The organism is Panacibacter ginsenosidivorans (assembly GCF_007971225.1).
Lineage (GTDB): Bacteria > Bacteroidota > Bacteroidia > Chitinophagales > Chitinophagaceae > Panacibacter > Panacibacter ginsenosidivorans.
The window spans coordinates 1521043-1546527 of record NZ_CP042435.1 but is presented as its reverse complement, the minus strand read 5'-3'; the positions used below and the strand labels follow the sequence as shown (position 1 = coordinate 1546527).

Sequence of the window (25485 nt, the reverse complement as noted above, 5' to 3'; positions counted from 1 at the left end):
CAAAGCTTCATGCTTATTCCAAAGCCGGGTATCAAAGCTATTTCTTCATTATAAAATGCTAAAGTGCAGCGCGGAATAATATTTGCAAGTAATTAAAACACCTAAATTGCGTTGTTTAAATTTTCGTATGAAAAAGTCTGTAAAAATTCTCTGGCGCGTATTCCTTTTTGGTTTCGGCCTTTTTATATTAATCATACTGCTGGCCAATTTTGGCATATTTGGCAGCATGCCTTCTATTGCTGACCTGCAGAACCCTTCTGCATCACAATCCAGCCAGTTATATGCAGATGATGGTACGCTAATGGGCAAGTATTACCTGGAAGACAGGGTAAATGTGGAATACAAAGACATTAATCCTTACATAGTAAAGGCATTGGTGGCTACAGAAGATGAGCGTTTTTATGATCACAGCGGTATTGACCCACGTTCTTTGGCAAGGGCCTTTTTTTTCCTGGGCAGTAAAGGCGGTGCAAGTACCATAACCATGCAAACGGCCAAGAACCTTTTTACAGAGAACTGGAACACGGGGAACATTTTCCTGCGTATCATACAAAAAGTGAAAGAGTGTATCATAGCAGTTAAGCTGGAAAGGAATTTTACCAAAGACGAGATCGTTACACTCTACCTGAATACTGTTGCTTTTGGTGATAATGTTTTTGGAATACGCAATGCATCAAAAACTTTTTTTGGTAAAGAGCCGGATCGTGTAAGCGTGGAAGAAGCTGCGGTGCTGGTGGGTATGGTTAATGCGCCTACTACGTATAATCCGCGCATTTATCCAAAGAATGCACTGGACAGGCGCAATGTGGTGTTTGAACAAATGGTAAGAAATAATTACCTGTCAGAAGCTGAAGCAACGGACCTGAAACGGAAAAAAATTCAGTTGAATTATAAAAAGCTGGATGAGACAGCAGGCCTTGCACCTTACTTTAGAATGGTAATGGGAGAGGAGTTAAAAAGATGGTGTAAAGAACATAAAAAATCGAATGGTGATAATTATAATCTTTACAAAGACGGGTTAAAAATATACACCACCATTAATCCGCGTATGCAGTTGTATGCAGAAGAAGCAGTTGCCAAACATATGGCTTATATGCAAAAACTTTTGAACCAGCAAAGCGATGTAAAAAGCGGCAGCGTTTGGAAAGAACATGAGAATGTGTTGCAGGCTGCTATGAAACAAACAGACCGCTGGAAGAATATGCAGAAAGCAGGAGTAACAGATGATGATATAAAAAAATCTTTCTATGTAAAAACACCCATGAAAGTTTTTGCATGGAACAACAACCGTTACAAGGATACGGTAATGACGCCCTACGATTCAATCAAGTATCACCGTCAAATGTTGCAGGCAGGTTTTATGGCAATGGATCCTTTAAGCGGTGAAGTAAAAGCATGGGTGGGTGGTATAGATTTCAAGACCTTTAAATACGATCACGTAAACGTTAATACTAAGCGGCAGGTTGGCTCTACTATAAAACCTTTGTTGTACAGCCTTGCCATAGAGGATGCAGGTTTTACACCAGGCACAATGGTAGAGGATGTGCAACAGAATTTTAAAGGTTATGGTATGGTACCGGCTACGGATAAAACATGTACGGGCCGAACGATGCCGATGGCTGAAGCGCTTGCCACATCAAGGAACTGCGCCACTGCTTATATCATGCAGCAGTTGGGTGGAGGCAATGAAGGTGCAAAAAGATTTATAGATTTTCTACGCAACTGCGATGTTTCTTCAAAGCTTGAACCTTATCCTTCTATTGCACTTGGAGCCGGTGAAATTTCTTTGATGGAAATGATGCAGGCTTACAGCATGTTCCCCGGTCGTGGGTTTAATGTTAAGCCCATGTATATAACACGCATTGAAGATAAGAACGGAAATGTGTTGCAGACTTTTACACCGCTGCGTAAAGAAGTGATCAGTGATGTTACCGCATATTCTGTTATCAGTATGATGCAGGGTGTAATGCAGTTTGGTACGGGTCGCCGAATATGGAGTTATGGTGTTACCGGTGAGATAGCCGGTAAAACAGGTACCACCAATGATAACAGCGATGCATGGTTCATGGGGTATACGCCACAGTTACTTTGCGGTGCATGGACGGGTTGCGATGATCGTTTTATTCGTTTCAACAGTACAGCGTTGGGTCAGGGTTCTTCTGTTGCCCTGCCTATCTGGGCCTATTTTTATGCAAAAGCATCAAATGATAAAAATGTAGCGATCGATAAATCATCTGTATTTGCAAAGCCCGATGTTATGGAGAATGATATCAGTTACGATTGGATCAATGATGTACCAACAGATCTTGGTGCAGAGGGTGATGATATTGGTAATGGCAATGCAAAGGATTATGGAGATGAAGTATTACCCCCAATAAAGCAGGAAGATATAAAACCCGAAAGCGAACTGCCCGATACAACAAAAAAAGAAAAATTACCGGATGGGAATGATAAGCCAAAAGCAATAATGCCAAAGAAGCCGGGTATTAAGTAGAATTTTTTTGTGACAGGCTCTTGTATTGCATGGCATCTTCGTTGTGTCACTCACTTGTACGGTTGGCTTTTTGTTGAGCAATAAAAGATGCTGTTTTTTATTAATTCGCACATCTGCCCATTTACATATCTGCACATTGGCTTTATGCCAGTCTGTACATTTTTCCGGGCAAACTTATCAGTACATTTTGCAGTTCAAGACTAAGCATTGATGCAGCGATGGCGCTGCTGCTTAAGCCACTTTTTATAAACAGTTCATCAATATGAACACTGTCTCTTTCTTTCAGAAGGTCAACAATTACTCTCTCATCTGCAGAAAGATCAATAAACAATTCTTTCTGCGCTTTTGCCTTTGCTTTCTTTTTTTGCCAGCCCAACATTTCTATCAGTTGCTGTGCATCGGTCAATAATGTTGCATGTTTTTGTTTAATAAGATAATTGCAGCCTGCACTCTTGCTGTCTGTTGTTTTGCCGGGCAATGCAAATACATCACGGTTATAATTGTGTGCCAGTTCTGCAGTGATCATACTGCCACCTTTTATAGCTGTTTCCACAACAATCGTTGCATCAGCCATACCCGCAACGATCCTGTTACGTTTTGGAAAATTATGTTTATCAGGTTTTGTTTGTTTGATGAATTCTGTAAGCAACCCACCCTGCTGCAGCATTTCTTTTGCCAGTCCTTTATGATGCGATGGATAGATCGTATCAAGCCCATGTGCCAGTACGCCAACAGTAGGTAAATTATTTTGCAATGCAGCTTTATGTGCAATGGCATCAATGCCAAATGCAAGACCACTTAGCACCAATACATTTTCATCTGCAAGATCGGCTACTAATTTTTCTGTTACCTGTTTGCCATAATCTGTGTTATTCCTTGTGCCGATAATGCTGATGATCTTTGTATGATTAAGATCTGCATTGCCGCGGTAATACAGCAGGGCAGGAGCGTCATAACATTTTAATAAACGCTGAGGATAATTTGTATCAGTAATAAAGATGGGTTGTATCTTATACTTCTCAATAAAATCTATTTCCTCCTGTGCCTTTTCGAAATTGTCAAATGCTTTAATAGATTCTGATCTTACTTCACCAATATTTTCTACGGCATTTAATTTTTTGAGGCTCGCTTTAAAAATACTTTCCGCATCTCCAAAATGATCAACCAGTATTTTGGCTTGCACGGCGCCAATATTCGGCACCAACGTTAAGGCTATTTGATATAAGAGATCGTTGGGCATGTTTCCGGTTTGAAATTCTTTATTTGATTGAAGATACTACTGTAAAAGAAAAATACAAACCGCAACGACGCTGAGACGAAGTGATGTTTAATATTTTCTTTGCGCTTCTCTGTCTTTGAGGTTTCAATGTCCAATTGAATTGTTGCTGCACAAGAGTGCGACGCAACAGTTGTTGAGAAAAGTTATAGTGACGGGCTCAAAATAAAAATGGCCGTCTTTACAGACAGCCATTCAATATATTAGTTTATAATTTATTTCTTTAACGCAGCAGCCATTGTTTTACCAATATCTGCGGGGCTGTCAACAACATACAGTCCGCAATCTCTCATGATCTTCATCTTTGCTTCGGCAGTATCGTCAGCACCACCAATAATAGCGCCTGCATGGCCCATCCTGCGGCCCGGAGGCGCAGTTTGCCCGGCTATAAAACCAACAACCGGTTTGGTACCATTTTCTTTTATCCAGCGTGCAGCTTCGGCTTCCATGCCACCACCAATTTCACCTATCATGATGATACCATCTGTATCAGGATCATTCATCAATAATTCAACGGCTTCTTTAGTAGTAGTACCAATGATAGGATCGCCCCCAATGCCAATGGCAGTGGTTATTCCAAGACCTGCTTTTACTACCTGGTCAGCAGCTTCGTAAGTAAGCGTACCTGATTTTGAAACCACACCTATCTTACCGGGTTTGAAAATAAAGCCAGGCATAATGCCAACCTTTGCTTCACCTGCAGTAATAACGCCGGGGCAGTTAGGTCCTATGAGTCGTGTATTTTTTCCCTGCAGATAATTTTTCACTTTCACCATATCCTGTACAGGAATGCCTTCTGTAATACAAACTACAAGCGCAATACCTGCATCAGCAGATTCCATAATAGCATCAGCAGCAAAAGCAGGTGGCACAAATATGATGCTTACATCAGCGCCTGTTGCTTTAACTGCATCAGCCACCGTATTAAATATCGGCCTGTCAAGATGCGTGCCGCCACCTTTACCGGGCGTAACACCACCTACCACATTGGTTCCGTATTCGATCATCTGGCCGGCATGAAAAGTACCTTCCGTACCAGTAAAGCCCTGAACAATTATCCTGGAATTCTTATTAACTAATACTGACATGATGCATTTTTTTCGGTTGCGCAAAAATAGGTGAAAGAGATTAGAGTTTACCTTTTATGGTTTGTAGTTTTTTTGTTCCCGGCATTTGAGTAAGGATTTGGCTTTTGTTGCGTCGCACACTTCATCGTTCTGTTCGTTTATCAGCATATATAAGCAAACTGTGTTAATTTTACGGCCATTTATAAATTCAATATTGTTGTGATACGCAATGCGTCTTATCTTACTGCTCTAAACACCAGCTGCCTTGTTAAACCGCTTGTAATTGTTTGCCGTATGTAAAGAAGCTGATATTCATGTTTTTGAATACAAGTAATTTTGAAATTGTATGGCATTGAAGAAAACGTTAGGAATTATATTGTTACTGTTTGTTGTCGGCATGAATAGTTCTTATGCCCAGGCAAGAATATTAAGAGGCGTAGTGCTGGATAAGCAGAGTGATGAGCCCATTCCGTTTGCTTCTGTTGTTTTTAAGGTAAATGGCAGAGGTGTACTTACCGACTCTCTTGGGCGTTTCGATTTTCAACTAAACACATGGCCTGTTGGCGATACACTTCAGGTACTTAACGTGGGATATAAAATAACCGAGATACCTTTTGCCAACATCAAAGACTCCTCTTCCATTACTGTTTATATAGAAGTATTGCCTTCAAGAAGTGAAGCGATCGTGAAAGTGAAATACAACAGGGCATTGTGGTTCTGGAGAAAAATAATTGCCAGCAAGCCGAAAAATAACCGGACCGTTTATGATAATTATGGTTATGAAGTGTACAACAAATTAGAGCTTGACCTGAATAAAGTAAACAAAGATAAACTCGAAAAGAATTTTGTATTAAAGCCGCTGAAATTTGCGTTTGATTACACAGATACCACCTCTGAAAGGGATCCATTTCTACCTGTGTACCTAACAGAAACGATCTCTGATTATTATTACCAAAAGAAGCCGTTCCGTACAAGAGAAGTTATCAAAGCAACCAATGCCAGCGGGTTTACCAATGAAAGCTGGATGAAACAATTGGGGGCTACCTACCAGAATATAAATGTGTACGATAACCAGATACCTGTTTTCGATAAATCTTTTGTAAGCCCTTTTAGCGATAATGGCGATAATTATTACAATTTTAAACTGCTCGACACACAATACCTCAGCAAACGCAGGCTGGTACATTTGCAGTTCAAGCCAAAACATGTTGGTGAAAATACTTTTGAAGGAGATTGCTGGGTGAATGATACCACATTTGCCATTCAGAAAATTACACTGCGTCCTGCGCTTGACGCCAATATAAATTTTGTTACCGGTTTAACACTGATACAGGAATATAAACTCATCAGCGATTCTGCATGGTTTTTATATAAAGACAAGTTCGTAGTAGACATTGCCCCAACAGGTCAAAATAAATTAGGATTTAAAGGAAGGAAGACCACCACTTACCGGAATGTAATTGTAAACAGTGATTCGGTAACTAATGAATTAAATAAAAGCAAACCAAGTGAAGACATTATATTGGTGCCCAATACACAAAACCTTCCTGATTCTTTCTGGTTACAAAACCGCTTTGAACCGCTTAGTAAAAATGAACAGAATATCTATTCTTTGTTAGATACATTACAGAACAATAAGACATTTATTTTTTATAAAAACTCCGTAGACTTTCTTACTACAGGCACAAAGTATATAGGCAATTATGTTATTGGCCCATGGTATTATTGGCTTTCCGGCAATCGGTGGGAGGGAACAAGGGTGCGTTTTGATCTTGGTACAAACAGAGGCTTCAGCCAGCACTGGAACCTGCATGGGTATCTTGCCTACGGCTTTCAGGACAAAAAATATAAAGGTCTTGGCGAAATAAAATACCAGTTCAGCCGCAAACCATGGAGTTATATAATGGCTTCTTATAAAAGCGATCTTGATAATGGCCAGGTTGTGTATGATCAATTAGGCAGCGATAATATTTTTGCTGTGTTTGCACGTAAACCCAATGTGCCTTATAAGTTTCAGCAGATTAGAGAAAAGAAGCTGGAATATTTTGCAGAAACAAATAAGAGCTTTTCTTTTGGCCTTACTTTATCAAGCAGACAATTTACGCCTTTACTAAACCTTCCGGGTAAAGAATACTTTCCTTCAAAAAATGGAGATCCGCTGAACACTTTTGAAACACGTTTCAAAATTCGTTATGCTTACCAGGAAAGATTCTTGGAAAGTAATTTTGACCGCAGCAGTTTTGGCAGTGAATATCCTATTCTTCAATTGATATATACACACGGTTTTAGTGGCATACTCAACAGCAGTTATGATTACAACAGAATTGACTTCAACATATCAGATTATTTAAAAATCGCGCCTTACGGAAGTCTGCGTTATAATTTATTTGCAGGAAAAGTTTTTGGCACATTACCTTACCAGATGCTGGTGCATCAACCGGGTAATGAGTGGTATTATTATAGCTATCATTCTTTCAATCTTATGAATCGTTTTGAATACCTCACAGATCAGTATGCCGGGTTTAATATAGAGCATAATATCGGTAGTGGTTTGTTTCGTTATGTACCCCTTACACGCAAGTTAAAGCTGCGTCAGTTCTGGGAAGTAAAAGGTGTTGCGGGTAATCTAAGCGACGCCAACAAACAACTCAATTTTGTAGAAGGCGCACCATTCAAATCATTAGATGGCAAACTGTATATGGAGGTAGGAACAGGCGTAGATAATATTCTTAAATTCTTCCGCATAGATTTTATATGGCGCGTGTTGCCACAGCCATTGCCCGATGTAAAGCAGCAAAGATTTGGTGTGTTCTTTGGTTTCAGGTTTGCTTTATAATGTTATAGAATAACATTTTTTTGTTGCCGGCAATTGAATATTAATTCAGCTTCTGTTGTGTCACTCACTTGAACTGCAACAATACTATTCAACCAGGATTTGAAGAGTTGGATATATACATTACTCCTGAAATTTTAAAGCGGCAACTTTCACTACTTTTACCACATGTTATTACAGCAGTTTCAGCAACGCTTAAAAGATCATTTTCAGTTGCAACAACAGCGGCATAAATTTTTGCTTGCTGTAAGTGGCGGAATAGACAGCATTGTACTTACCGATCTTATTTATAAAAGCGGCTTTGATTTTACGATCGCACATTGCAACTTTCAATTAAGAGGTGAAGAAAGCGAAAGAGATGAAGCATTTGTAAGATCGCTTGAAGCAAAATATAACAAGGCTGTTTTAGTGGAAAAGTTTGATACAAAAAACTATGCTGCACAAAATAAATTAGCCATACAGGAAGCAGCTAGAAACCTGCGCTATCAATGGTTTGAAGAAATCGTCAATCGTGAATCGTCAATCGTGAATAATAGCCGAAATTTTACTCACGATTCACGATTCACTACTCACCTTGCAACTGCACACAATGCCAACGATAATATCGAAACAATGCTGATGCATTTTTTTCGTGGCACAGGTATTCATGGTCTAACGGGTATTCCTGAAACAGATGTAGCAAGAAAAATTATCAGGCCTTTATTATTTACAAAGCGGGAAGATATTTTAGCTTATGCAAAAGAAAACGATTTGCAGTGGGTTGAAGATTCCTCCAACGCTTCAGATAAATACACAAGAAATTTTTTCAGGTTACAGTTGCTGCCAGCTATTAAAGAAATATTCCCAAAAGCAGAAGCTAATTTGCTAACTAATCTTGAACGTTTTAAAGAAGCAGATCAATTGTATAAACAAGCTGTTGACCTGCATAAGAAGAAATTAATTGAGCAAAAAGGAAACGAATTGCATATTCCTTTTTTGAAGCTAAAAAAAGTAAATCCGCTCAATACCATTCTTTGGGAGATTATAAAAGACTTTGGTTTTTCAGCAACGCAGTTGCCTGAAATAAAAAAACTCTTTAATGCAGATAATGGAAGCTTTGTAATGAGCACAACGCACAGGATCATCAAAAACCGCAACTGGCTTATTATTGCGCCATTGCAAACTGAAACAGCAGCCAATATTTTAATTAATGCCAATGACAGAAAGATAGGTTTCGAAAATGGAATAATTATGTTGCAGGAGAGTTCTGATTTTGTATCTCGGATTTCGGATGCTTCAACATCTGCTTTACTTGATGCCGCAACAATAAAATTTCCTTTGCTCCTGCGCAGGTGGAAACAAGGTGATTATTTTTACCCGCTAGGTATGCAGAAGAAAAAGAAACTCAGTAAATTTTTTATCGATCAGAAATTATCCAAAACAGAAAAAGAAAAAGTTTGGGTGTTGGAAGCTGACAAGAAAATTATCTGGATAATTGGTTACAGGATAGATAACAGGGTTAAAGTAACTGATAAAACAAAATCAGTTTTGCATATTGAATTCAAAAGCAAATAGACCATCCTATTTGCTGCATATAGATACCTGGTACAAGAGTGCGACGCAACAGCAGCCACATTTCTATTCTAATGCACGGTCCAAAAAAATATCTACCTGAAATAATCTGTTACCTGTTCTACAAAACTTTCTAAAGGCCTGAACTCGCTTAGGAAATACGATGTCACGATCAGGAAGGCCAGCCCATATAATGCACCCCATAAATGTGCAGAATGATTAATGCCGCTGTCTCCTTTTTTATCAAGATATGCGGTGATGATAAGATAAATGGGAGCGAATATAAAAGCAGGTATAATGGGTGGTATTACCAACAGACCAATTTTGGAAGTGGGAAAAAGAAGTATGCCTGCAAAAACTACTGCAGACACAGCACCTGATGCGCCAAGGCTTTTGTAATAATAATTGTCTTTATGTTTGGAATAAGTGGGTAAAAGACAAATAGCCAATGCAGATACATATAAGGTTACATAAAGAAATGTACCGATACCGGGAAATATTATACGAAATTCCTGCTCCACCAACTTTCCAAAAAGGTAAAAAGAAAACATATTAAAAGCAAGATGTGCAATATCAGCATGTATCAATCCACATGTAAAAAAACGATACCATTCTTTTTGCTTATTGATGGCAGGCGGATAAAAGATAAGCTTATCAACTATGGCCTGGTTGGAGAAGGCCATAAATGATACGACACAGGTGATAACCAAAATTGTGATCGTTACTTCCATTGCGTGTTTTCTTTTAAGCGGCGTAAATATACCGCAATGAACCAAAAAGCGGGGATGAATATTGTGTAAAGTCTTAAAAGATTACGAATGGTGATATTTCTCGTTCTTTAGTATGGTGCATGCACGGTACACCTGTTCTGCTAGTATAAGCCTTACCAGCATATGCGGGAATACCAGCTTAGAAAGACTCCAGGTATAATTAGCTCTTTGCATAATTGTGTCATTCACCCCAAATGCACCGCCAATCAGAAACACAATTCGCTTGATGCTCTCATTGGCTCGTTGCTGTATGAAATTGGCCAGCTCGGGAGAGGATAATTGTTTACCGCGTTCATCTAATAAAACAAGGTAGTCGTCTTTGGAAAGCTGTTGCAGCACTAGTTTGGCTTCCTGTTTTTTCAATTCGGTTTCGTTAAGTGCTGCTGCATTTTTGGGCGGCGCAACGATGATCCATTCTGCATTGAAATATTTTCCTGTGCGGCCTGTAAAATCTTCCACGCCGGCTTTTATATATGCTTCATGCGGTTTGCCAACAGACCAGAATTGTAATTTCATTATTGCGAATGTACGTTTGTGATTTTTTATGGCCTGAACGGTATGGTCAGGCCAGTTATCAAATGTCAGCAAAATGTTATTTTGTTATATTTATTTCTGAAATCAGAATAGTCTACTAAATTTGTCGTCAAATTATTTTTAACCATGCGCATTTGTCAAAACTGTTGTTGTTGTTTCCAGCTTTATTAACAGGGAGGAATGCGTGTAATTATATCAAACTAATTATTCCCTTCTCTCACCGGAAGGGTTTATTTTTTAAATAAAACATAAATGGAATACCCCGGCCATATTCTTACCAACCACCTCCCTTCAGTAAAAGAGATCAATGCTTTTACGGATGAGATGATCGCTTATCTTTTCCCGGTTAGCGATGAACCTGAAATGTTTATGGAACATCATGAAGCTTCCTTGTATAAGCTGGAAGAGCATTTCAGGAGGTTGCTCGATTCCGTTGACCTGAGTAGCAAATTGAATAAACATTCTATTACAGAACATTTCTTTTTGTCGTTATCCGGTATTAAAGATCTGTTGTTAAAAGATGCGCATTTAATCCTTGATTTCGATCCTGCAGCATCATCACTGGAAGAAGTGATCTTATCTTACCCCGGTTTTTATGCTATCATGGTGCATCGGTTGGCGCATGTTGTCTATCTCGCCAAAGTACCGTTGATACCGCGTTTCATGAGCGAGTGGGCACACAGCAAAACAGGTATTGATATTAATCCCGGTGCAACAATCGGCTCTCCGTTTTTTATAGATCATGGAACTGGTGTGGTAATTGGTGAGACTGCTGTTATTGGCAACAACGTTAAGATCTACCAGGGTGTAACGCTTGGCGCAATGGCTGTGCGCAAGGAAGATGCACAAACAAAACGTCATCCGACCATCGAAGACAATGTGATCATCTATGCAGGTAGTACCATACTTGGCGGGCATACAACCATTGGTCATGATAGTATCATTGGTGGTAACACCTGGGTTACGCAAAGTGTGCCACCGTTTAGTGTGGTGTATCACAAGAATCAAACGATCGTAAATGACCGCAAAGATTTTGAAGAGCCACTGAATTTTATTATTTAATTTTTTGTAACCGGCACTAGTTCTTTATTCAGCTTTGGTTGTGTCACTCACTTGTACGTTCGAAATTTTATTGAGCAATGTTTATGGGTTCACGAAGTTTACACGTTTACACGTTGGTCAAATGCAGAGAACTTGTGAACATGTAAACCAGTAAACTGCTGAAACTTTTGCATCAGCCCAAGAGTGCGACGCAACAGGCGATGATAAAAGAGTTAAATGCCGGGCTCATAAAAAAGACTTAAACTCAATTCTGTAAACTGCCAAAAATAAAACGGTAAATACGTGAACTTTGAAACTATTTAAAGCATGAAAGCAAACAACATTTTAGAAACGATTGGCAACACGCCGCATGTACGTATTAATAAATTATATCCATCAAACATTGAAGTATGGAGTAAACTGGAAAGGGCTAACCCCGGTGGAAGTATTAAAGACCGTATTGCATTATCCATGATCGAAGATGCAGAACAAAAAGGCATACTAAAAAAAGACAGCGTAATTATTGAGCCAACATCTGGTAACACAGGTATCGGCCTGGCAATAGTTGCAGCAGTTAAAGGTTATAAACTGGTATTGGTAATGCCCGAAAGCATGAGTGTGGAGCGCAGAAGATTGATGAGTGTTTATGGTGCAACATTCGAACTTACGCCACGCGAAAAAGGCATGAAAGGCGCTATTGAAAAAGCAAAAGAACTGATTGCCACTACACCCAATTCATGGATGCCGCAACAGTTCGATAATCCTGCAAATATTGATGTGCACGTAAAAACAACTGCGCAGGAAATACTCGCAGATTTTCCGGATGGCGTTGATTTTTTAATTACCGGCGTTGGTACAGGTGGCCATATAACCGGTGTAGGCGAAGTATTGAAACAAAAATTTCCTAAACTTAAAGTGTTTGCAGTAGAGCCGGAATTATCACCTGTACTGAGTGGTGGTGCGCCGGGGCCGCATCCCATACAAGGTATTGGTACCGGGTTTGTGCCGAACAATTTGCATGTTTCTGTGTTAGATGGAGTGATACAGGTTAGTAAGGATGAAGCATTTGCTTATTCACAAAGAGCTGCAAAAGAAGAAGGTATTTTCCAGGGTATTTCAAGCGGTGCTACTATGGCCGCGCTTGCAAAAAAATTACCAGACATTCCTGCAGGCAGTAAAGTGCTCATCTTTAATTACGATACCGGCGAAAGATATTTAAGTATTGATGGACTCTTCGCGTAACTATAGAAACCGCAGAGGCGCGGAGACGGAAAGAAAAGTATAAATATCACTCTGCGCCTTTGCGCCTCAGCGGTTAAATCTATTTTTGTATTATGAAATATATTTTAGTTGCCGCAGTATGTACGGTACTGTGTTCCTGTGAAAAAGAGATCAAACTTGACGTGCAGAACCAGCCTGCAAAACTGGTGGTTGATGCAAGCATAGAAAACAATAACGTGCCGGTAGTGGCATTGTCAAACTCCCTCAATTATTTTAGTTCCATTTCAGCAAAAGAACTTTCTAATTCATTTGTGCATGATGCCGTGGTAACAGTAAGTGATGGCACTATAACAGCAAAATTGAAAGAATACAGTTTTACTGATACAAGTGGTTTTACGGTATATTATTATAGTGTAGATAGTGCTGATCTTTCTTCCATTATAGTGGGGGCATTTGAAAGACAATACAAGCTTGGTATTACTACAAAAGACGGGCAAACATATACATCCACTACTACTATACCTGCACTTACAAAAAAGGTGGATTCTTTGTGGTGGAAACCTATATCTTTTACAGATGATACAACGCTTTGCGCTTTAGTGGCAAAAGCTACAGATCCTTCCGGTCTTGGGAATTACATACGCTATTTTACAAAAGTAAATAGTGGCCGTTTTTTGCCAGGGCTTAACTCTGTTTTCGATGACCAGGTGGTAGATGGTATTACATATACACTACAGTTTGATGCAGGCTGGGATAAGAACAGCCTTGAAAATCCTGCTTCCACAGATGATTATGGTTTTGTAAGAAGAGGCGATACGGTAACGCTTAAATACTGCAATATAGATAAGGCCACTTATACATTCTGGAGCACCTGGGAGTTTGCCTGGCAGAGTTATGGCAACCCTTTTTCTTCGCCCGGCAAGGTATTGGGCAACATCAGTAATGGGGCATTAGGCGCTTTCAGCGGTTACGCGGCACAATACAAAACCATCATTATCCCCAAATAATGCAGGTGTTTTTTTACTAACACTTTATTATGTAAGACGAACTTAACTTTGCACGTCTTTAGAAGAGTTGAGTAAGAATATTTATGTACCCAACTTTAGTTCCTGACTAAGCTTTCGTTGCGTCGCACTCTTCAGCATTCTGTTCATTTATGAACAAAGCGTACCAGTGAGTGACACAACGGAGATGACGGATGAATAAAAGTTTGTAAACAAAAAATTATTAAGACAACAGGTATGGAAAATGCTGCAACAGAAAAAGTTCATTGTTTGATTATAGGCTCAGGGCCTGCAGGTTATACTGCAGCTATCTATGCTGCAAGAGCAAACATGCACCCGGTTTTATACCAGGGTATCCAGCCCGGCGGGCAATTAACGATAACAACAGAAGTGGAAAATTATCCCGGCTATGCTGATGGTGTGCAAGGGCCCGAAATGATGGTGCACTTTGAAAAGCAGGCTATGCGCATGGGTACAGATGTGCGTTATGGTATTGCAACGGCTGTTGATTTTACAGGCCCTGTACATAAAGTACAGATAGATGAAGAGAAATGGATAGAAGCTGATGCCGTAATTATTTCAACAGGCGCCTCTGCAAAATGGCTTGGCCTGGAAAGTGAGCAACGTTTAAATGGTTATGGCGTTAGTGCCTGTGCTGTTTGCGATGGTTTCTTTTTTCGGGGTAAAGAAGTTGCTATTGTTGGTGCAGGTGATACTGCTTGTGAAGAAGCATTGTATCTTTCAAAACTTGCAACCAATGTGCACATGATCGTTCGCAAAGATGAACATGGCATGCGTGCCAGTAAAGTAATGCAGGATCGTGTAAAGGCAACACCGAACATAAAAGTTTACTGGAATTCGGAAACGCTGGAAGTGGTTGGTGAAACAAAAACGGAAGGTGTACGTATAAAGAACAATAAGACAGGAGAAGAGCAAACAATTCCTGTAAGCGCATTCTTTGTTGCCATTGGTCATGAACCCAACAGTGGCATCTTTAAACCGTGGATAGATATGGATGAAGCCGGATATATAAAAACAATACCAGGCACCTCCAAAACAAATATTGAAGGTGTATTTGCGGCAGGAGATGTGCAGGATAAAATTTATCGCCAGGCGGTAACCGCCGCGGGCAGTGGTTGTATGGCTGCTTTGGATGCAGAAAGATATTTAAGCGCCAAAGGCGTAGTATAAAGAAGAAACACATTTATAATAAAAAAGCAGCCGGGTAAAAGGCTGCTTTTTTATTGCAGGTATTATTTTTCTTAAATGGTGACTGGATTAATAAGCATTCCACTAAATTTGATAGGAATAAAACCATTGCATATGCCTGGCACTCTTTACCTGATGAAATTACATTTGCGTTACCGCCTCTGGATAGCTGAAATGAATGAAGACATAAGTGTATTACGCATCTTTGATGATCATCTTGCTGAACTGCAATCAAGACACGAGCCAACAACAGCAAATGCCGTTAATAATTATAAGCAACAATTCGCAGGTTTCAGGAAAACGATCGATGAATTAAAGCATGAAATGCATCTTCGTAAAATGGATATTGCAGCGCTTACAAAAGAAGAAGTAAATACTGAAAAGGAAAAGAACGAAAAAGAATTACATGTGGTTTTAGAGAAGCGCTATAATGATTTCAGGAAGCAATTTGATGCGTTTAAAAACTCTTTTGTATTGCTGGATGCGTAACGCCGGAAATCTCCGCCCAAATATTATACACCATAAATATTCCTGTCCAGAAATGCATTCCTGAATTTTCCTTTGGGGTCATAATCTTTCAATGTTCCAACAAATGCATGCATTTTTTTATGACGGTTTGCAAGTTGCGCATGCGTATGCGTAAACAACTTACCCCAATGGGGTTTAGCTTTGAAAGGCTCTAATGCTTTTTCAATAACCGGTAACAAATTCATTACTTCAGGAATTTCCTGCTTTAAAGTAAAATGTATAGTAACGGAATCCTGTTTATAACAGGGGCTCATCCAAAGATCATCTGCTGCCATAGTACGGATCTCGGTAATAAAAAGATGCGGTCCTATTTCTTTACCAAGCTTTGCAATTGCAAAAATGGCTTCTACTGCATGTTGTTTAGGAATAAAATATTCAGCCTGCAATTCTACACCACTGCTTGGTGTAAAACCCATTTTAAAATGAGGCAGTCTTTCATACCATGGCCCGGAAACACCCATTTGTTCAGTACAATTCTCGGCAGATAATGCAGCAATAGGATGCATATTTTTTGTAGCTGCTTTAGCACCAAAGAAATCAGCTTTAGGATCAAACTTCATTTCATCACCATCTTTTGTTTTGATCCATACTTCATTTATATTTCCTGATTGCCAATCTGTAAAAAGACTTACACTGTAACCTGCAGCAACGATCTCTTCAAAATGTTCATTTAATACAGCCATGGGCAATTGTTCATACACATATTGCCGCATGGTAAATGTGGGCACAAGGTTCAGGGTAACTTTTGTGAGTACGCCAATTGCACCAAGACCAACAACAGCCGCATTAAATCTTTCACCATCTTTTGTCTTAGACAGATTATGTAATGTTCCATCCGCACTTACAAATTCTATAGCAGCAACAGCGGTAGAAAGATTACCATTCTTTACACCAGAGCCATGCGTTGCAGTTGTAATGGCACCTGCCACAGAAATATGTGGCAGCGATGCAAGATTGTGCAGCGCAAAACCTTTGCTGTCAAGGTATGGAGCAAGCTCACCGTATTTTATACCGGCTTCCACTGTTACCGTTTTTGCATCTTCCTCAAGCGATATGATCTTATTTAATTGTTTGGTGGAAACAAGATTGTCTTTGCTGTCTGCGATATCGTTAAAGCAATGACGTGTGCCAAGCACTTTCAGTTTATCATATTTTTTCACCAGTTCCTGTACTTCGGTAACTGATGCAGGATAATAAACTTTATCCGTACTATAGGTAAGATTACCTGCCCAGTTCTTTAGTTTATCACCAGGCAGCCACGATACAAGCGGCAATATTATAGGAGCAGTCATCAGTGCAGAAGTTAATTTTAAAAATGTTCTTTTCTTCATGACAAATCGTTGTAGTATAGCTAAAGATAATTAATGCCGAAAACAAGTATGAATATATTTATGGCCCAGGCTTTTATTTATCCATTAAGCTTTGGTTGCGTCGCACACTTCGGGGCTTTATTATCATTTCAACTTTAATGCAGTTCTGTTTATGGCAGTAAAAATTCAAAATATTTTAGGGTTAGGGGGCTTCGGCTTAGATTTGCTGCATGCTTACAATTGAATTAACAGGATTACGTTTTCATGCTTTTCATGGTTTGTATAAAGAAGAAAAAAAGATCGGTGGCGATTATGAAGTAAATGTAACTATCCAGCACCTGCCCAAAAAATTACCTGTTGTACATATAGATGAGACAATAGATTACACCGTTGTATACAATCTTATCAATGAATTGATGCAAAAGCCTGAGCCGTTACTGGAAACAGTTGCCAGTCTTATTGCTTCAGAAATTTTGAGGAAATTTTCACATGCAGAAACGGTAAGTGTAAGCGTTACCAAGTTAAATCCGCCTATCATTGCATTCCAGGGAAGTGTTGGTGTGAAGTGTGTGTTGAATCGTGAGAGTGAGAAGTGAAAGGTGAGAAGTGAAAACCAATATTCAACATTGAATAATCTTTCAATTTGTAATTAATCATGAAGTATATACTGATCGCATTGTTTTTTGTTTGCTCTGCTTTTTTGCATGCACAGGATATAAATATTTTACTTAAAGAAGCATCCAATTATGAAAAGCAGTTGAATGAGACAGAGGCTTATAAAAAATATGCACAGGTTGCAGAACTTGATACAAAAAATATAACGGCACTGGTAAAATGTACAGAAATAAACTGTGCTATTGGTACAAGACAAAAAGATAAAAGTGCAAAAACCATTTATTTCAATGCGGCACAAACATTTGCACAAAAAGCGTATGCAGCAGATTCCACTAAAGCAGATGCCAGTTATGCTATGTCACTTGCTGCAGCTAAAATGACCGAAGTGGCAGAAGAAAATAAACAAGTAGTTGCATGGGTGCGTCAATCAAAATTATATGCCGGTAAAGCCTTACTGTTAAACCCAGGCCATGCAAAAGCAAATTATACAATGGGTAAATGGCATTATGAAATGACGAATCTTTCGTGGGGTAAAAAAGCAGCCGTTAAAACCTTATATGGAGGTTTGCCAAAGGGAGATATGGATAGTGCCATTTACTACATGGAGCAATGCAGAAAGTTTGATATGTATTTTGTGCAAAACTATCTTGATCTTGCTAAAGCATATAGAGATACTGACCGCCCTGCACTTGAACTGGAAGTATTGAATAAACTGGTAAAGCTTCCCAACCGTACACCCGATGATGCAGCGTGGAAAGAAGAAGGTAAAAAAATGCTCGAAGGAATACAATAATATCAAAACCATTATAAAAATCTATACCATTATGGAATTACAACAATTATTTGAACAGGCAGTTATCAACAGTAAAATGCTTGGTGATAAACCTTCCAATGAAGTATTGCTGCAATTATATTCTTTGTACAAACAATCCACCGAAGGTGATGTAACAGATGATAAAGCGCCTTCAAATGCATTTGATTTTGTAGGTAAGGCAAAGTTCAATGCATGGAGCGAACTGAAGGGTAAATCAAAAGAAGAGGCGATGAAAGCTTATGTTGATCTTGTTGAGAAGCTAAAGGGATAATGGCTATACCGCAGGGGCGCAAAGTTATTGAGAAAACAATTTCTCTCCGTTTCGGCGGTTTTAAAACAACTGCATGGCATACTAAACCGTACAAGTGAGTGACACAACCTCAGCCTAATAGTATTGTAAAAGCTAAGTACATCAAATAAAAAAATATCCTCAAACACAGTGCTGTCAATAGTTTCAGCCCATTTACAAAAAATTATTTTGAACCAATTTACCTGCCACGCTATCTTTGCACATGGCAACACTAATTAATTCCCCACGTAAGAAGACGAACAGTTCAAGATTTTTTGGAGAAGGGCTCACCTTCGATGATGTATTGCTGATGCCCGCATACAGCCAGGTCTTACCAAGAGAAGTAAATATTCAGTCACGTTTAACAAAAGCGCTCACACTTAATGTGCCCATGCTCTCTGCAGCCATGGATACGGTAACTGAAGCAAACCTTGCAATAGGTCTTGCGAGAGAAGGCGGTATCGGTATGCTGCACAAGAACATGAGTATTGAAAGACAGGCAGAGCAGGTACGTAAAGTAAAAAGAAGTGAAAGCGGACTTATTGTTGACCCTGTAACACTGCATGATGATGCTACTATTGGTGATGCACTGCGGCTGATGAAAGAAAATAAAATTGGTGGTATTCCTATTATTGACAATAACAGGATACTGGTTGGGATCCTTACCAACCGCGACCTGCGTTTTGAGACCAATAAGGCCATCAAAGTAAAAGAGGTAATGACCACCCAGAACCTTATTACTGCACCACAGGGAACAGATATGAAGAAGGCAGAAAAAATTCTGCGCCAGTATAAAATTGAAAAACTGCCCGTGGTAAATAAACAGGGCAAACTCATTGGTCTTATTACGTACCGGGATATTTTACAGATCCGTAATTTTCCTTATGCCGTTAAAGATGGTATGGGAAGATTATTGGCAGGTGCAGCACTTGGCATTACCAAAGATCTTTTGGAAAGAGCAGAGGCATTGCAAACAGTAGGTGTGGATGTTGTAACACTCGATAGTGCGCATGGTCATACGAAAGGTGTAATTGATTCTGTAAAACTCTTAAGAAAAAATTTCAGAGACCTGCAGATCATTGCAGGTAATATTGCTACGGCGGCAGGTGCATTGGCATTGGTTGCGGCAGGTGCAGACGCTGTAAAAGTTGGTATTGGTCCGGGTTCTATTTGCACCACCCGTATTGTAGCAGGAGCAGGTGTACCGCAGCTTACAGCCATTATGGAAGTTGCTGCAGCATTGAAACCGAAAGGCATTCCGCTGATTGCTGATGGTGGAATTCGTTATACCGGTGATATGGTAAAAGCACTGGCAGCAGGTGCAGGCACCGTAATGATGGGTAGTGTATTTGCAGGCGTGGAAGAAAGCCCTGGTGATACCATTATTTACGAAGGGCGCAAATTCAAGGAATACCGCGGTATGGGCAGTATTGGTGCCATGCAGCAGGGTAGCAGCGACCGTTATTTCCAGGATGTGGAAGATGGCATCAAGAAACTTGTTCCCGAAGGCATCGAGGGCCGTGTGGCATACAAAGGTTATCTAAGTGAGGTGGTGGCGCAGTTTGTTGGCGGTCTGCGTGCAGGTATGGGTTATTGCGGTGCAAAAGATATCAATGCATTACAGCAATCCACTTTTGTAAAGATCACCAATGCAGGTATGCGTGAAAGCCATGCACATGATATTGAGATCACAAAAGAAGCACCTAATTACAGCAGGAGCTAGATTGAAGTATATAGCGCAGATAAAGTATATAAAGTGCCGGGTATGTAAATTAATTTTTATGTACCCGGCTTTTGTATTTTATAGCATCTCCTGTTGTGTCACTCACTTCAGGGTTCTTCTTTTATGGCAGCAAAGAGAAACTGCAAAGCATTAATCATCTGGTTGCATGATCACTTGTCTTCATTGATTCTCATAATTCATATAGTTCATACAATTCATCTTCATTTGTTCAACATTATCCAACGATTAATTTTCCCTGAAAGATTAGGATGTTAAAAAAAACTTATTTAAGTTCGTTATCCAGACCAGAAAAAGCTTCCCGTTGAAAACTCACCTTGAAAACCCTGGAACGAGAAAAATCCGTTACCCGAATTTTCCCTTCCGGCTATTTTTAGAATGCTGATATTTTTTGAAAAGCCATAGCTGATATAATAGGCATGTATCCAGTTTGCACTGATGATTTTTTGTGCCTGTGTATATTCACTATTTTAAACATGGGGCCCTTTAAAACCTGCACCTAATGATTGTAGTACTCATACCCGGATCAAGCTATGCTGTTTGTTTTTACGTAGAAAAACAGAGACGATATCCATCTTTATTTCCTTCTATATTTTTTACAAGTATTATCTTTTTTTTATCAGCATTCAAAACTATTGTATATGAATAATTCTACCCTAAGTTGTTTGCCAATTGGAAAACAATCAGCACAAAATAACGCCTACCGGTTTATGATGCGCATCATGTCCATCTTTATATTGGTATTATTTTCATTTATGAGCAACTATGCCTGGGCACAATCAGGCGCAGCAACGATAATAAGTGACCAGGTTGATTACGCACCAGGTACTACCGCAACCCTCACTGGTAGCGGTTTTCAGCCCGGAGAAACTGTTGTGCTGCAGGTTTTGCATTACGACGGCACGTCAGATGGTGGAGAAGACCATCAGCCATGGGAAGTAAATGTGGATGAAAATGGAAATTTTACAGCCACTTGGCATGTCTGTGAAGATGATTGTGTTGGTTCTACTTTGCGTGCTACTGCTGATGGACAAAGTTCAGGACTGCATGCGGAATGCTTTTTTACGGACGCAATTGATTGGACTATAGCGTTACCTACAACGACATTGTGCCCTGGTAAAAAAGTTACCTTAAAATTTACTGCAACCAGTACTGGATCTACTCAAGTTGGATGCATACGGGTGGATATTCCTACAGGTTATATATCACCTGCCAATCCAACTATTATATCCTCAAGTGGGTTTAATTGGAATATATCAATAATTACTGTTTCAGGCACTCCTACAATTAGTGTGCAGGCAAATACGAGTGGGGATAGGATTTCAGGTAGCTCAAACAATCAGGTCGTTTTTAGTATTGATGTCATTGCGCCATCTTCTGGATCCAGTACCTGGCTTTCCAAAGCTCGCACCGCAATTAATTGTTCCGGAGGCGGTGCAAATCCTACTGCAAATCCAACAACAGCTGTTTTAGATAATAATGCTCCTGTGCCAAATGTTGTAGCGTTGCCAAATGCAACTGGTGAATGTTCAGTAACGGTATCGACTGCACCAACAGCAACAGACGATTGCGTTGGCAGTATTACAGGAACAACAAGTGATGCATTAACTTACACTAATCAAGGCACCTATACAATAAATTGGAATTATGATGATGGTAATGGCAATATAAGTCATCAGAGCCAAACGGTCATTGTAAAAGATATAACAGCACCCGTTGTTCCGACACTTGCCGATGTTACAGGAGAATGTGAAGCTACAGTAACTGCACCCACCACAACGGATAATTGTGCAGGGACAGTTACAGGAACAACAAGTGATGCACTAAGCTATAGCACACAGGGTACACATGTAATACATTGGACATTTGATGATGACAACGGTAATGTAAGCCATGCTGATCAGAATGTAGTGATAGATGATGTAACAGCACCCGTTGTTCCGACACTTGCCGATGTTACAGGAGAATGTGAAGCTACAGTAACAGTACCCATCACAACGGATAATTGTTTAGGGGCAGTTACAGGTACAACAAGCGATGCACTAAGCTATAGCACGCAGGGTACACATGTAATACATTGGACATTTGATGATGGCAACGGTAATGTAAGCCATGCTGATCAGAATGTAGTGATAGATGATATAACAGCACCCGTTGTTCCGACACTTGCTGATGTTACAGGAGAATGTTCAGCCACAGCATCAACTGCACCCACCACAACGGATAATTGTGCAGGGACAGTTACAGGTACAACAAGTGATGCACTAAGCTATAGCACACAGGGCACACATGTAATACATTGGACATTTGATGATGGCAACGGTAATGTAAGCCATGCTGATCAGAATGTAGTGATAGATGATATAACAGCACCCGTTGTTCCGACACTTGCCGATGTTACAGGAGAATGTGAAGCTACAGTAACTGCACCCACCACAACGGATAATTGTGCAGGGACAGTTACAGGAACAACAAGCGATGCACTAAGCTATAGCACACAGGGTACACATGTAATACATTGGACATTTGATGATGGCAACGGTAATGTAAGCCATGCTGATCAGAATGTAGTGATAGATGATATAACAGCACCTGTTGTTCCAACACTTGCTGATGTTACAGGAGAATGTGAAGCTACAGCATCAACTGCAACCACAACGGATAATTGTGTAGGGGCAGTTACAGGTACAACAAGCGATGCACTAAGCTATAGCACACAGGGCACACATGTAATACATTGGACATTTGATGATGGCAATGGTAATGTAAGCCATGCTGATCAGAATGTAGTGATAGATGATATAACAGCACCCGTTGTTCCGACACTTGCCGATGTTACAGGAGAATGTGAAGCTACAGTAACTGCACCCACCACAACGGATAATTGTGCAGGGACAGTTACAGGAACAACAAGCGATGCACTAAGCTATAGCACACAGGGTACACATGTAATACATTGGACATTTGATGATGGCAACGGTAATGTAAGCCATGCTGATCAGAATGTAGTGATAGATGATATAACAGCACCTGTTGTTCCAACACTTGCTGATGTTACAGGAGAATGTGAAGCTACAGCATCAACTGCAACCACAACGGATAATTGTGCAGGGACAGTTACAGGTACAACAAGCGATGCACTAAGCTATAGCACACAGGGCACACATGTAATACATTGGACATTTGATGATGGCAATGGTAATGTAAGCCATGCTGATCAGAATGTAGTGATAGATGATATAACAGCACCCGTTGTTCCGACACTTGCCGATGTTACAGGAGAATGTGAAGCTACAGTAACTGCACCCACCACAACGGATAATTGTGCAGGGACAGTTACAGGAACAACAAGTGATGCACTAAGCTATAGCACACAGGGTACACATGTAATACATTGGACATTTGATGATGGCAACGGTAATGTAAGCCATGCTGATCAGAATGTAGTGATAGATGATATAACAGCACCTGTTGTTCCAACACTTGCTGATGTTACAGGAGAATGTGAAGCTACAGCATCAACTGCAACCACAACGGATAATTGTGCAGGGACAGTTACAGGTACAACAAGCGATGCACTAAGCTATAGCACACAGGGCACACATGTAATACATTGGACATTTGATGATGGCAACGGTAATTCAACTTCTGCTAATCAGAACGTAATTGTTCATGATGTAACCGAACCAGCAATAACTTCACTACCGAATATATATTTATCAGCTTGTACAAATACAGCTACGTGGTCAGTGCCATCATTTAATGATAATTGTACAGGAGCAACAATTGCACAAACTGCAGGTCCAGCCTCAGGCTCTGCGTTTGACAATGGTACCACAACTATTATTACATATACAGTAACAGATATTGGAGGTAATCAGAAGAGTTGTTCATTTACGATAACCAGAGCTCCAGCATTTGTGGCATCATCATCGTCAACTGCAATCCTCTGCAATGGTGGTAATTCAACTATAACAATAAGTGCAACAGGTGGAACTGCGCCATATACAGGAACGGGACTGTTTACAAATGGTGCAGGCTCATATTCTTATACGGTAACAGATGCCAATGGTTGTACTTCGACAACTACAGGTACAATCACTCAGCCAACGGCATTAACGGCAACTTGTAATCTTAGTAATACAGATCTTTATTACGGTTACACCGGAGATCAAACAACCGTGTTCAGCGTTAAACCATCTGGTGGTACAGGGCCTTACACTGTAGTTATCACTATGAACCGAGCGCTGAAATGCAACCAAATTAATGATGCCGGAGATGAAAACTGGATAGGCAGCGCCGGTGTAAATACAATTGGTACCAGCTGTCCTTTATATCCTGATTCTACGCACGGACCTAGTCCTGTTTCTACTAAAACAATTACAGCTGCCGGTGACTCAGCATATGTTAAGTTAACATTGCTTGCTGATGCAAATATCACTGCTATCATTACAGATGCAAATGGATGTGTAACAACCTGTACTAAGCATATACATGCTGACGACGTTCGGTGTTTTGGAGGTAAGAGCGGAGTAGTGAAAGTTACGCTCTGCCATAAAACCGGCAGTGCAAAGAATCCTTGTGTAACAATTTGTGTGGATGAGGATGCTGTTGCAGAGCATCTTGCACATGGCGACTTTTTGGGTAAGTGTACCGCAGATTGTTTGCCACCGGCTTCTGTTTCAAGCACTGCTGCTTCTATAACTTATACAGGTACAAAGATTGTTGATCCAACAACTGAAAAGCTAAATGTGAAAATACTGCCTAATCCTGCAACATCAGTATTTACATTGGTAATGCAAAGCAATTCCAATGAACCAGTAGAAATTGTTGTAGCGGATATGTATGGCAAGAAACTATACCAGATAAAAGGCAGTATTACAGACACATATAAATTTGGAAACAATTTTGCTTCCGGAATGTACATTGTAAGAGTAATGCAGGGTTTAAAGACACAAACTGTAAAGGTGATAAAGACAAAAGGATAGGGATAAAACACAAATACTTTCTTTCAAGGGCCATCAGAAAAAGATGGCTCTTTTTCTTTTTAACCAAGGTGTTATTGACGACGTTATTTATGATTGATTTTGAATGTGTTTATTATTTATTTAGACTGAACAATAAACTAATGAGCAACAGCAGTTATGCTGCTTCCCTGTGTGATTTTATAGTGCTCCTCAGCAGGTTC

At 39.9% G+C, this 25485-nt stretch carries 18 protein-coding genes; 13 read left to right on the top strand and 5 right to left on the bottom strand.

Annotation, left to right across the window (positions count from 1 at the left end; translation table 11 throughout):
* The first annotated feature begins 127 nt into the window (after nt 1-127).
* Nucleotides 128-2494 (top strand): penicillin-binding protein 1A, encoded by a 2367-nt coding sequence (locus FRZ67_RS06385; protein ID WP_147188743.1) that lies wholly within the window; start codon nt 128-130, stop codon nt 2492-2494.
* 142 nt (nt 2495-2636) lie between these two features.
* On the opposite strand, the gene dprA is transcribed toward FRZ67_RS06385, so the two are convergent.
* Together dprA and sucD are read right to left on the bottom strand one after the other, a co-directional pair.
* Nucleotides 2637-3734: a DNA-processing protein DprA gene (gene dprA / locus FRZ67_RS06380; RefSeq protein ID WP_147188742.1), complete on the bottom strand. Its 1098-nt coding sequence runs from the start codon at nt 3732-3734 to the stop codon at nt 2637-2639.
* Nucleotides 3735-3985: 251 nt separating this feature from the next.
* On the bottom strand, nt 3986-4858 hold the full coding sequence (sucD, locus tag FRZ67_RS06375; RefSeq protein ID WP_147188741.1) for a succinate--CoA ligase subunit alpha: 873 nt from the start codon (nt 4856-4858) through the stop codon (nt 3986-3988).
* A gap of 325 nt (nt 4859-5183) precedes the next feature.
* Here sucD and FRZ67_RS06370 point away from each other — a divergent pair, with 325 nt between their 5' ends.
* Nucleotides 5184-7673, top strand: coding sequence for a DUF5686 family protein (locus tag FRZ67_RS06370; protein ID WP_147188740.1), 2490 nt, complete (start codon nt 5184-5186; stop codon nt 7671-7673).
* A 165-nt stretch (nt 7674-7838) separates the two neighbouring features.
* The gene (gene tilS, locus FRZ67_RS06365) at nt 7839-9224 is read left to right on the top strand and encodes a tRNA lysidine(34) synthetase TilS (protein ID WP_147188739.1); all 1386 of its coding nucleotides are present in this window, start codon (nt 7839-7841) and stop codon (nt 9222-9224) included.
* Between the two features lie 92 nt (nt 9225-9316).
* On the opposite strand, the gene FRZ67_RS06360 is transcribed toward tilS, so the two are convergent.
* Both FRZ67_RS06360 and FRZ67_RS06355 read right to left on the bottom strand, forming a co-directional pair.
* Nucleotides 9317-9952 (bottom strand): rhomboid family intramembrane serine protease, encoded by a 636-nt coding sequence (locus FRZ67_RS06360; RefSeq protein WP_147188738.1) that lies wholly within the window; start codon nt 9950-9952, stop codon nt 9317-9319.
* 81 nt (nt 9953-10033) lie between these two features.
* The gene (locus tag FRZ67_RS06355; RefSeq protein WP_147188737.1) at nt 10034-10507 is read right to left on the bottom strand and encodes a 23S rRNA (pseudouridine(1915)-N(3))-methyltransferase RlmH; all 474 of its coding nucleotides are present in this window, start codon (nt 10505-10507) and stop codon (nt 10034-10036) included.
* Between the two features lie 270 nt (nt 10508-10777).
* Here FRZ67_RS06355 and epsC point away from each other — a divergent pair, with 270 nt between their 5' ends.
* The 5 genes from epsC (at nt 10778) to FRZ67_RS06330 (ending at nt 15489) form a co-directional block, all read left to right on the top strand.
* Nucleotides 10778-11587 (top strand): serine O-acetyltransferase EpsC, encoded by an 810-nt coding sequence (gene epsC, locus FRZ67_RS06350; protein ID WP_147188736.1) that lies wholly within the window; start codon nt 10778-10780, stop codon nt 11585-11587.
* A 306-nt stretch (nt 11588-11893) separates the two neighbouring features.
* Nucleotides 11894-12808 carry a cysteine synthase A gene (gene cysK / locus FRZ67_RS06345; RefSeq protein WP_147188735.1) on the top strand — a complete coding sequence of 305 codons (915 nt, stop codon included), beginning with the start codon at nt 11894-11896 and terminating at the stop codon, nt 12806-12808.
* 92 nt (nt 12809-12900) lie between these two features.
* On the top strand, nt 12901-13794 hold the full coding sequence (locus FRZ67_RS06340; protein WP_147188734.1) for a DUF4249 domain-containing protein: 894 nt from the start codon (nt 12901-12903) through the stop codon (nt 13792-13794).
* 234 nt (nt 13795-14028) lie between these two features.
* Nucleotides 14029-14982, top strand: a complete 954-nt coding sequence (gene trxB / locus FRZ67_RS06335; RefSeq protein ID WP_147188733.1) for a thioredoxin-disulfide reductase — start codon at nt 14029-14031, stop codon at nt 14980-14982.
* Nucleotides 14983-15114: 132 nt separating this feature from the next.
* Nucleotides 15115-15489, top strand: a complete 375-nt coding sequence (locus FRZ67_RS06330) for a hypothetical protein (RefSeq protein ID WP_147188732.1) — start codon at nt 15115-15117, stop codon at nt 15487-15489.
* A 23-nt stretch (nt 15490-15512) separates the two neighbouring features.
* Here FRZ67_RS06330 and FRZ67_RS06325 read toward each other — a convergent pair whose 3' ends face one another.
* Nucleotides 15513-16859: an FAD-binding protein gene (locus FRZ67_RS06325; protein ID WP_147188731.1), complete on the bottom strand. Its 1347-nt coding sequence runs from the start codon at nt 16857-16859 to the stop codon at nt 15513-15515.
* Nucleotides 16860-17068: 209 nt separating this feature from the next.
* Here FRZ67_RS06325 and FRZ67_RS06320 point away from each other — a divergent pair, with 209 nt between their 5' ends.
* From FRZ67_RS06320 to FRZ67_RS06300, 5 genes are all read left to right on the top strand, one after another.
* Nucleotides 17069-17434 carry a dihydroneopterin aldolase gene (locus FRZ67_RS06320; RefSeq protein WP_147188730.1) on the top strand — a complete coding sequence of 122 codons (366 nt, stop codon included), beginning with the start codon at nt 17069-17071 and terminating at the stop codon, nt 17432-17434.
* 59 nt (nt 17435-17493) lie between these two features.
* On the top strand, nt 17494-18246 hold the full coding sequence (locus FRZ67_RS06315; RefSeq protein WP_147188729.1) for a tetratricopeptide repeat protein: 753 nt from the start codon (nt 17494-17496) through the stop codon (nt 18244-18246).
* A 31-nt stretch (nt 18247-18277) separates the two neighbouring features.
* Nucleotides 18278-18538 carry an acyl-CoA-binding protein gene (locus tag FRZ67_RS06310; protein WP_147188728.1) on the top strand — a complete coding sequence of 87 codons (261 nt, stop codon included), beginning with the start codon at nt 18278-18280 and terminating at the stop codon, nt 18536-18538.
* A gap of 241 nt (nt 18539-18779) precedes the next feature.
* On the top strand, nt 18780-20279 hold the full coding sequence (gene guaB / locus FRZ67_RS06305; RefSeq protein WP_147188727.1) for an IMP dehydrogenase: 1500 nt from the start codon (nt 18780-18782) through the stop codon (nt 20277-20279).
* 659 nt (nt 20280-20938) lie between these two features.
* The gene (locus FRZ67_RS06300; RefSeq protein ID WP_147188726.1) at nt 20939-25285 is read left to right on the top strand and encodes a T9SS type A sorting domain-containing protein; all 4347 of its coding nucleotides are present in this window, start codon (nt 20939-20941) and stop codon (nt 25283-25285) included.
* Nucleotides 25286-25485 lie beyond the last annotated feature (200 nt).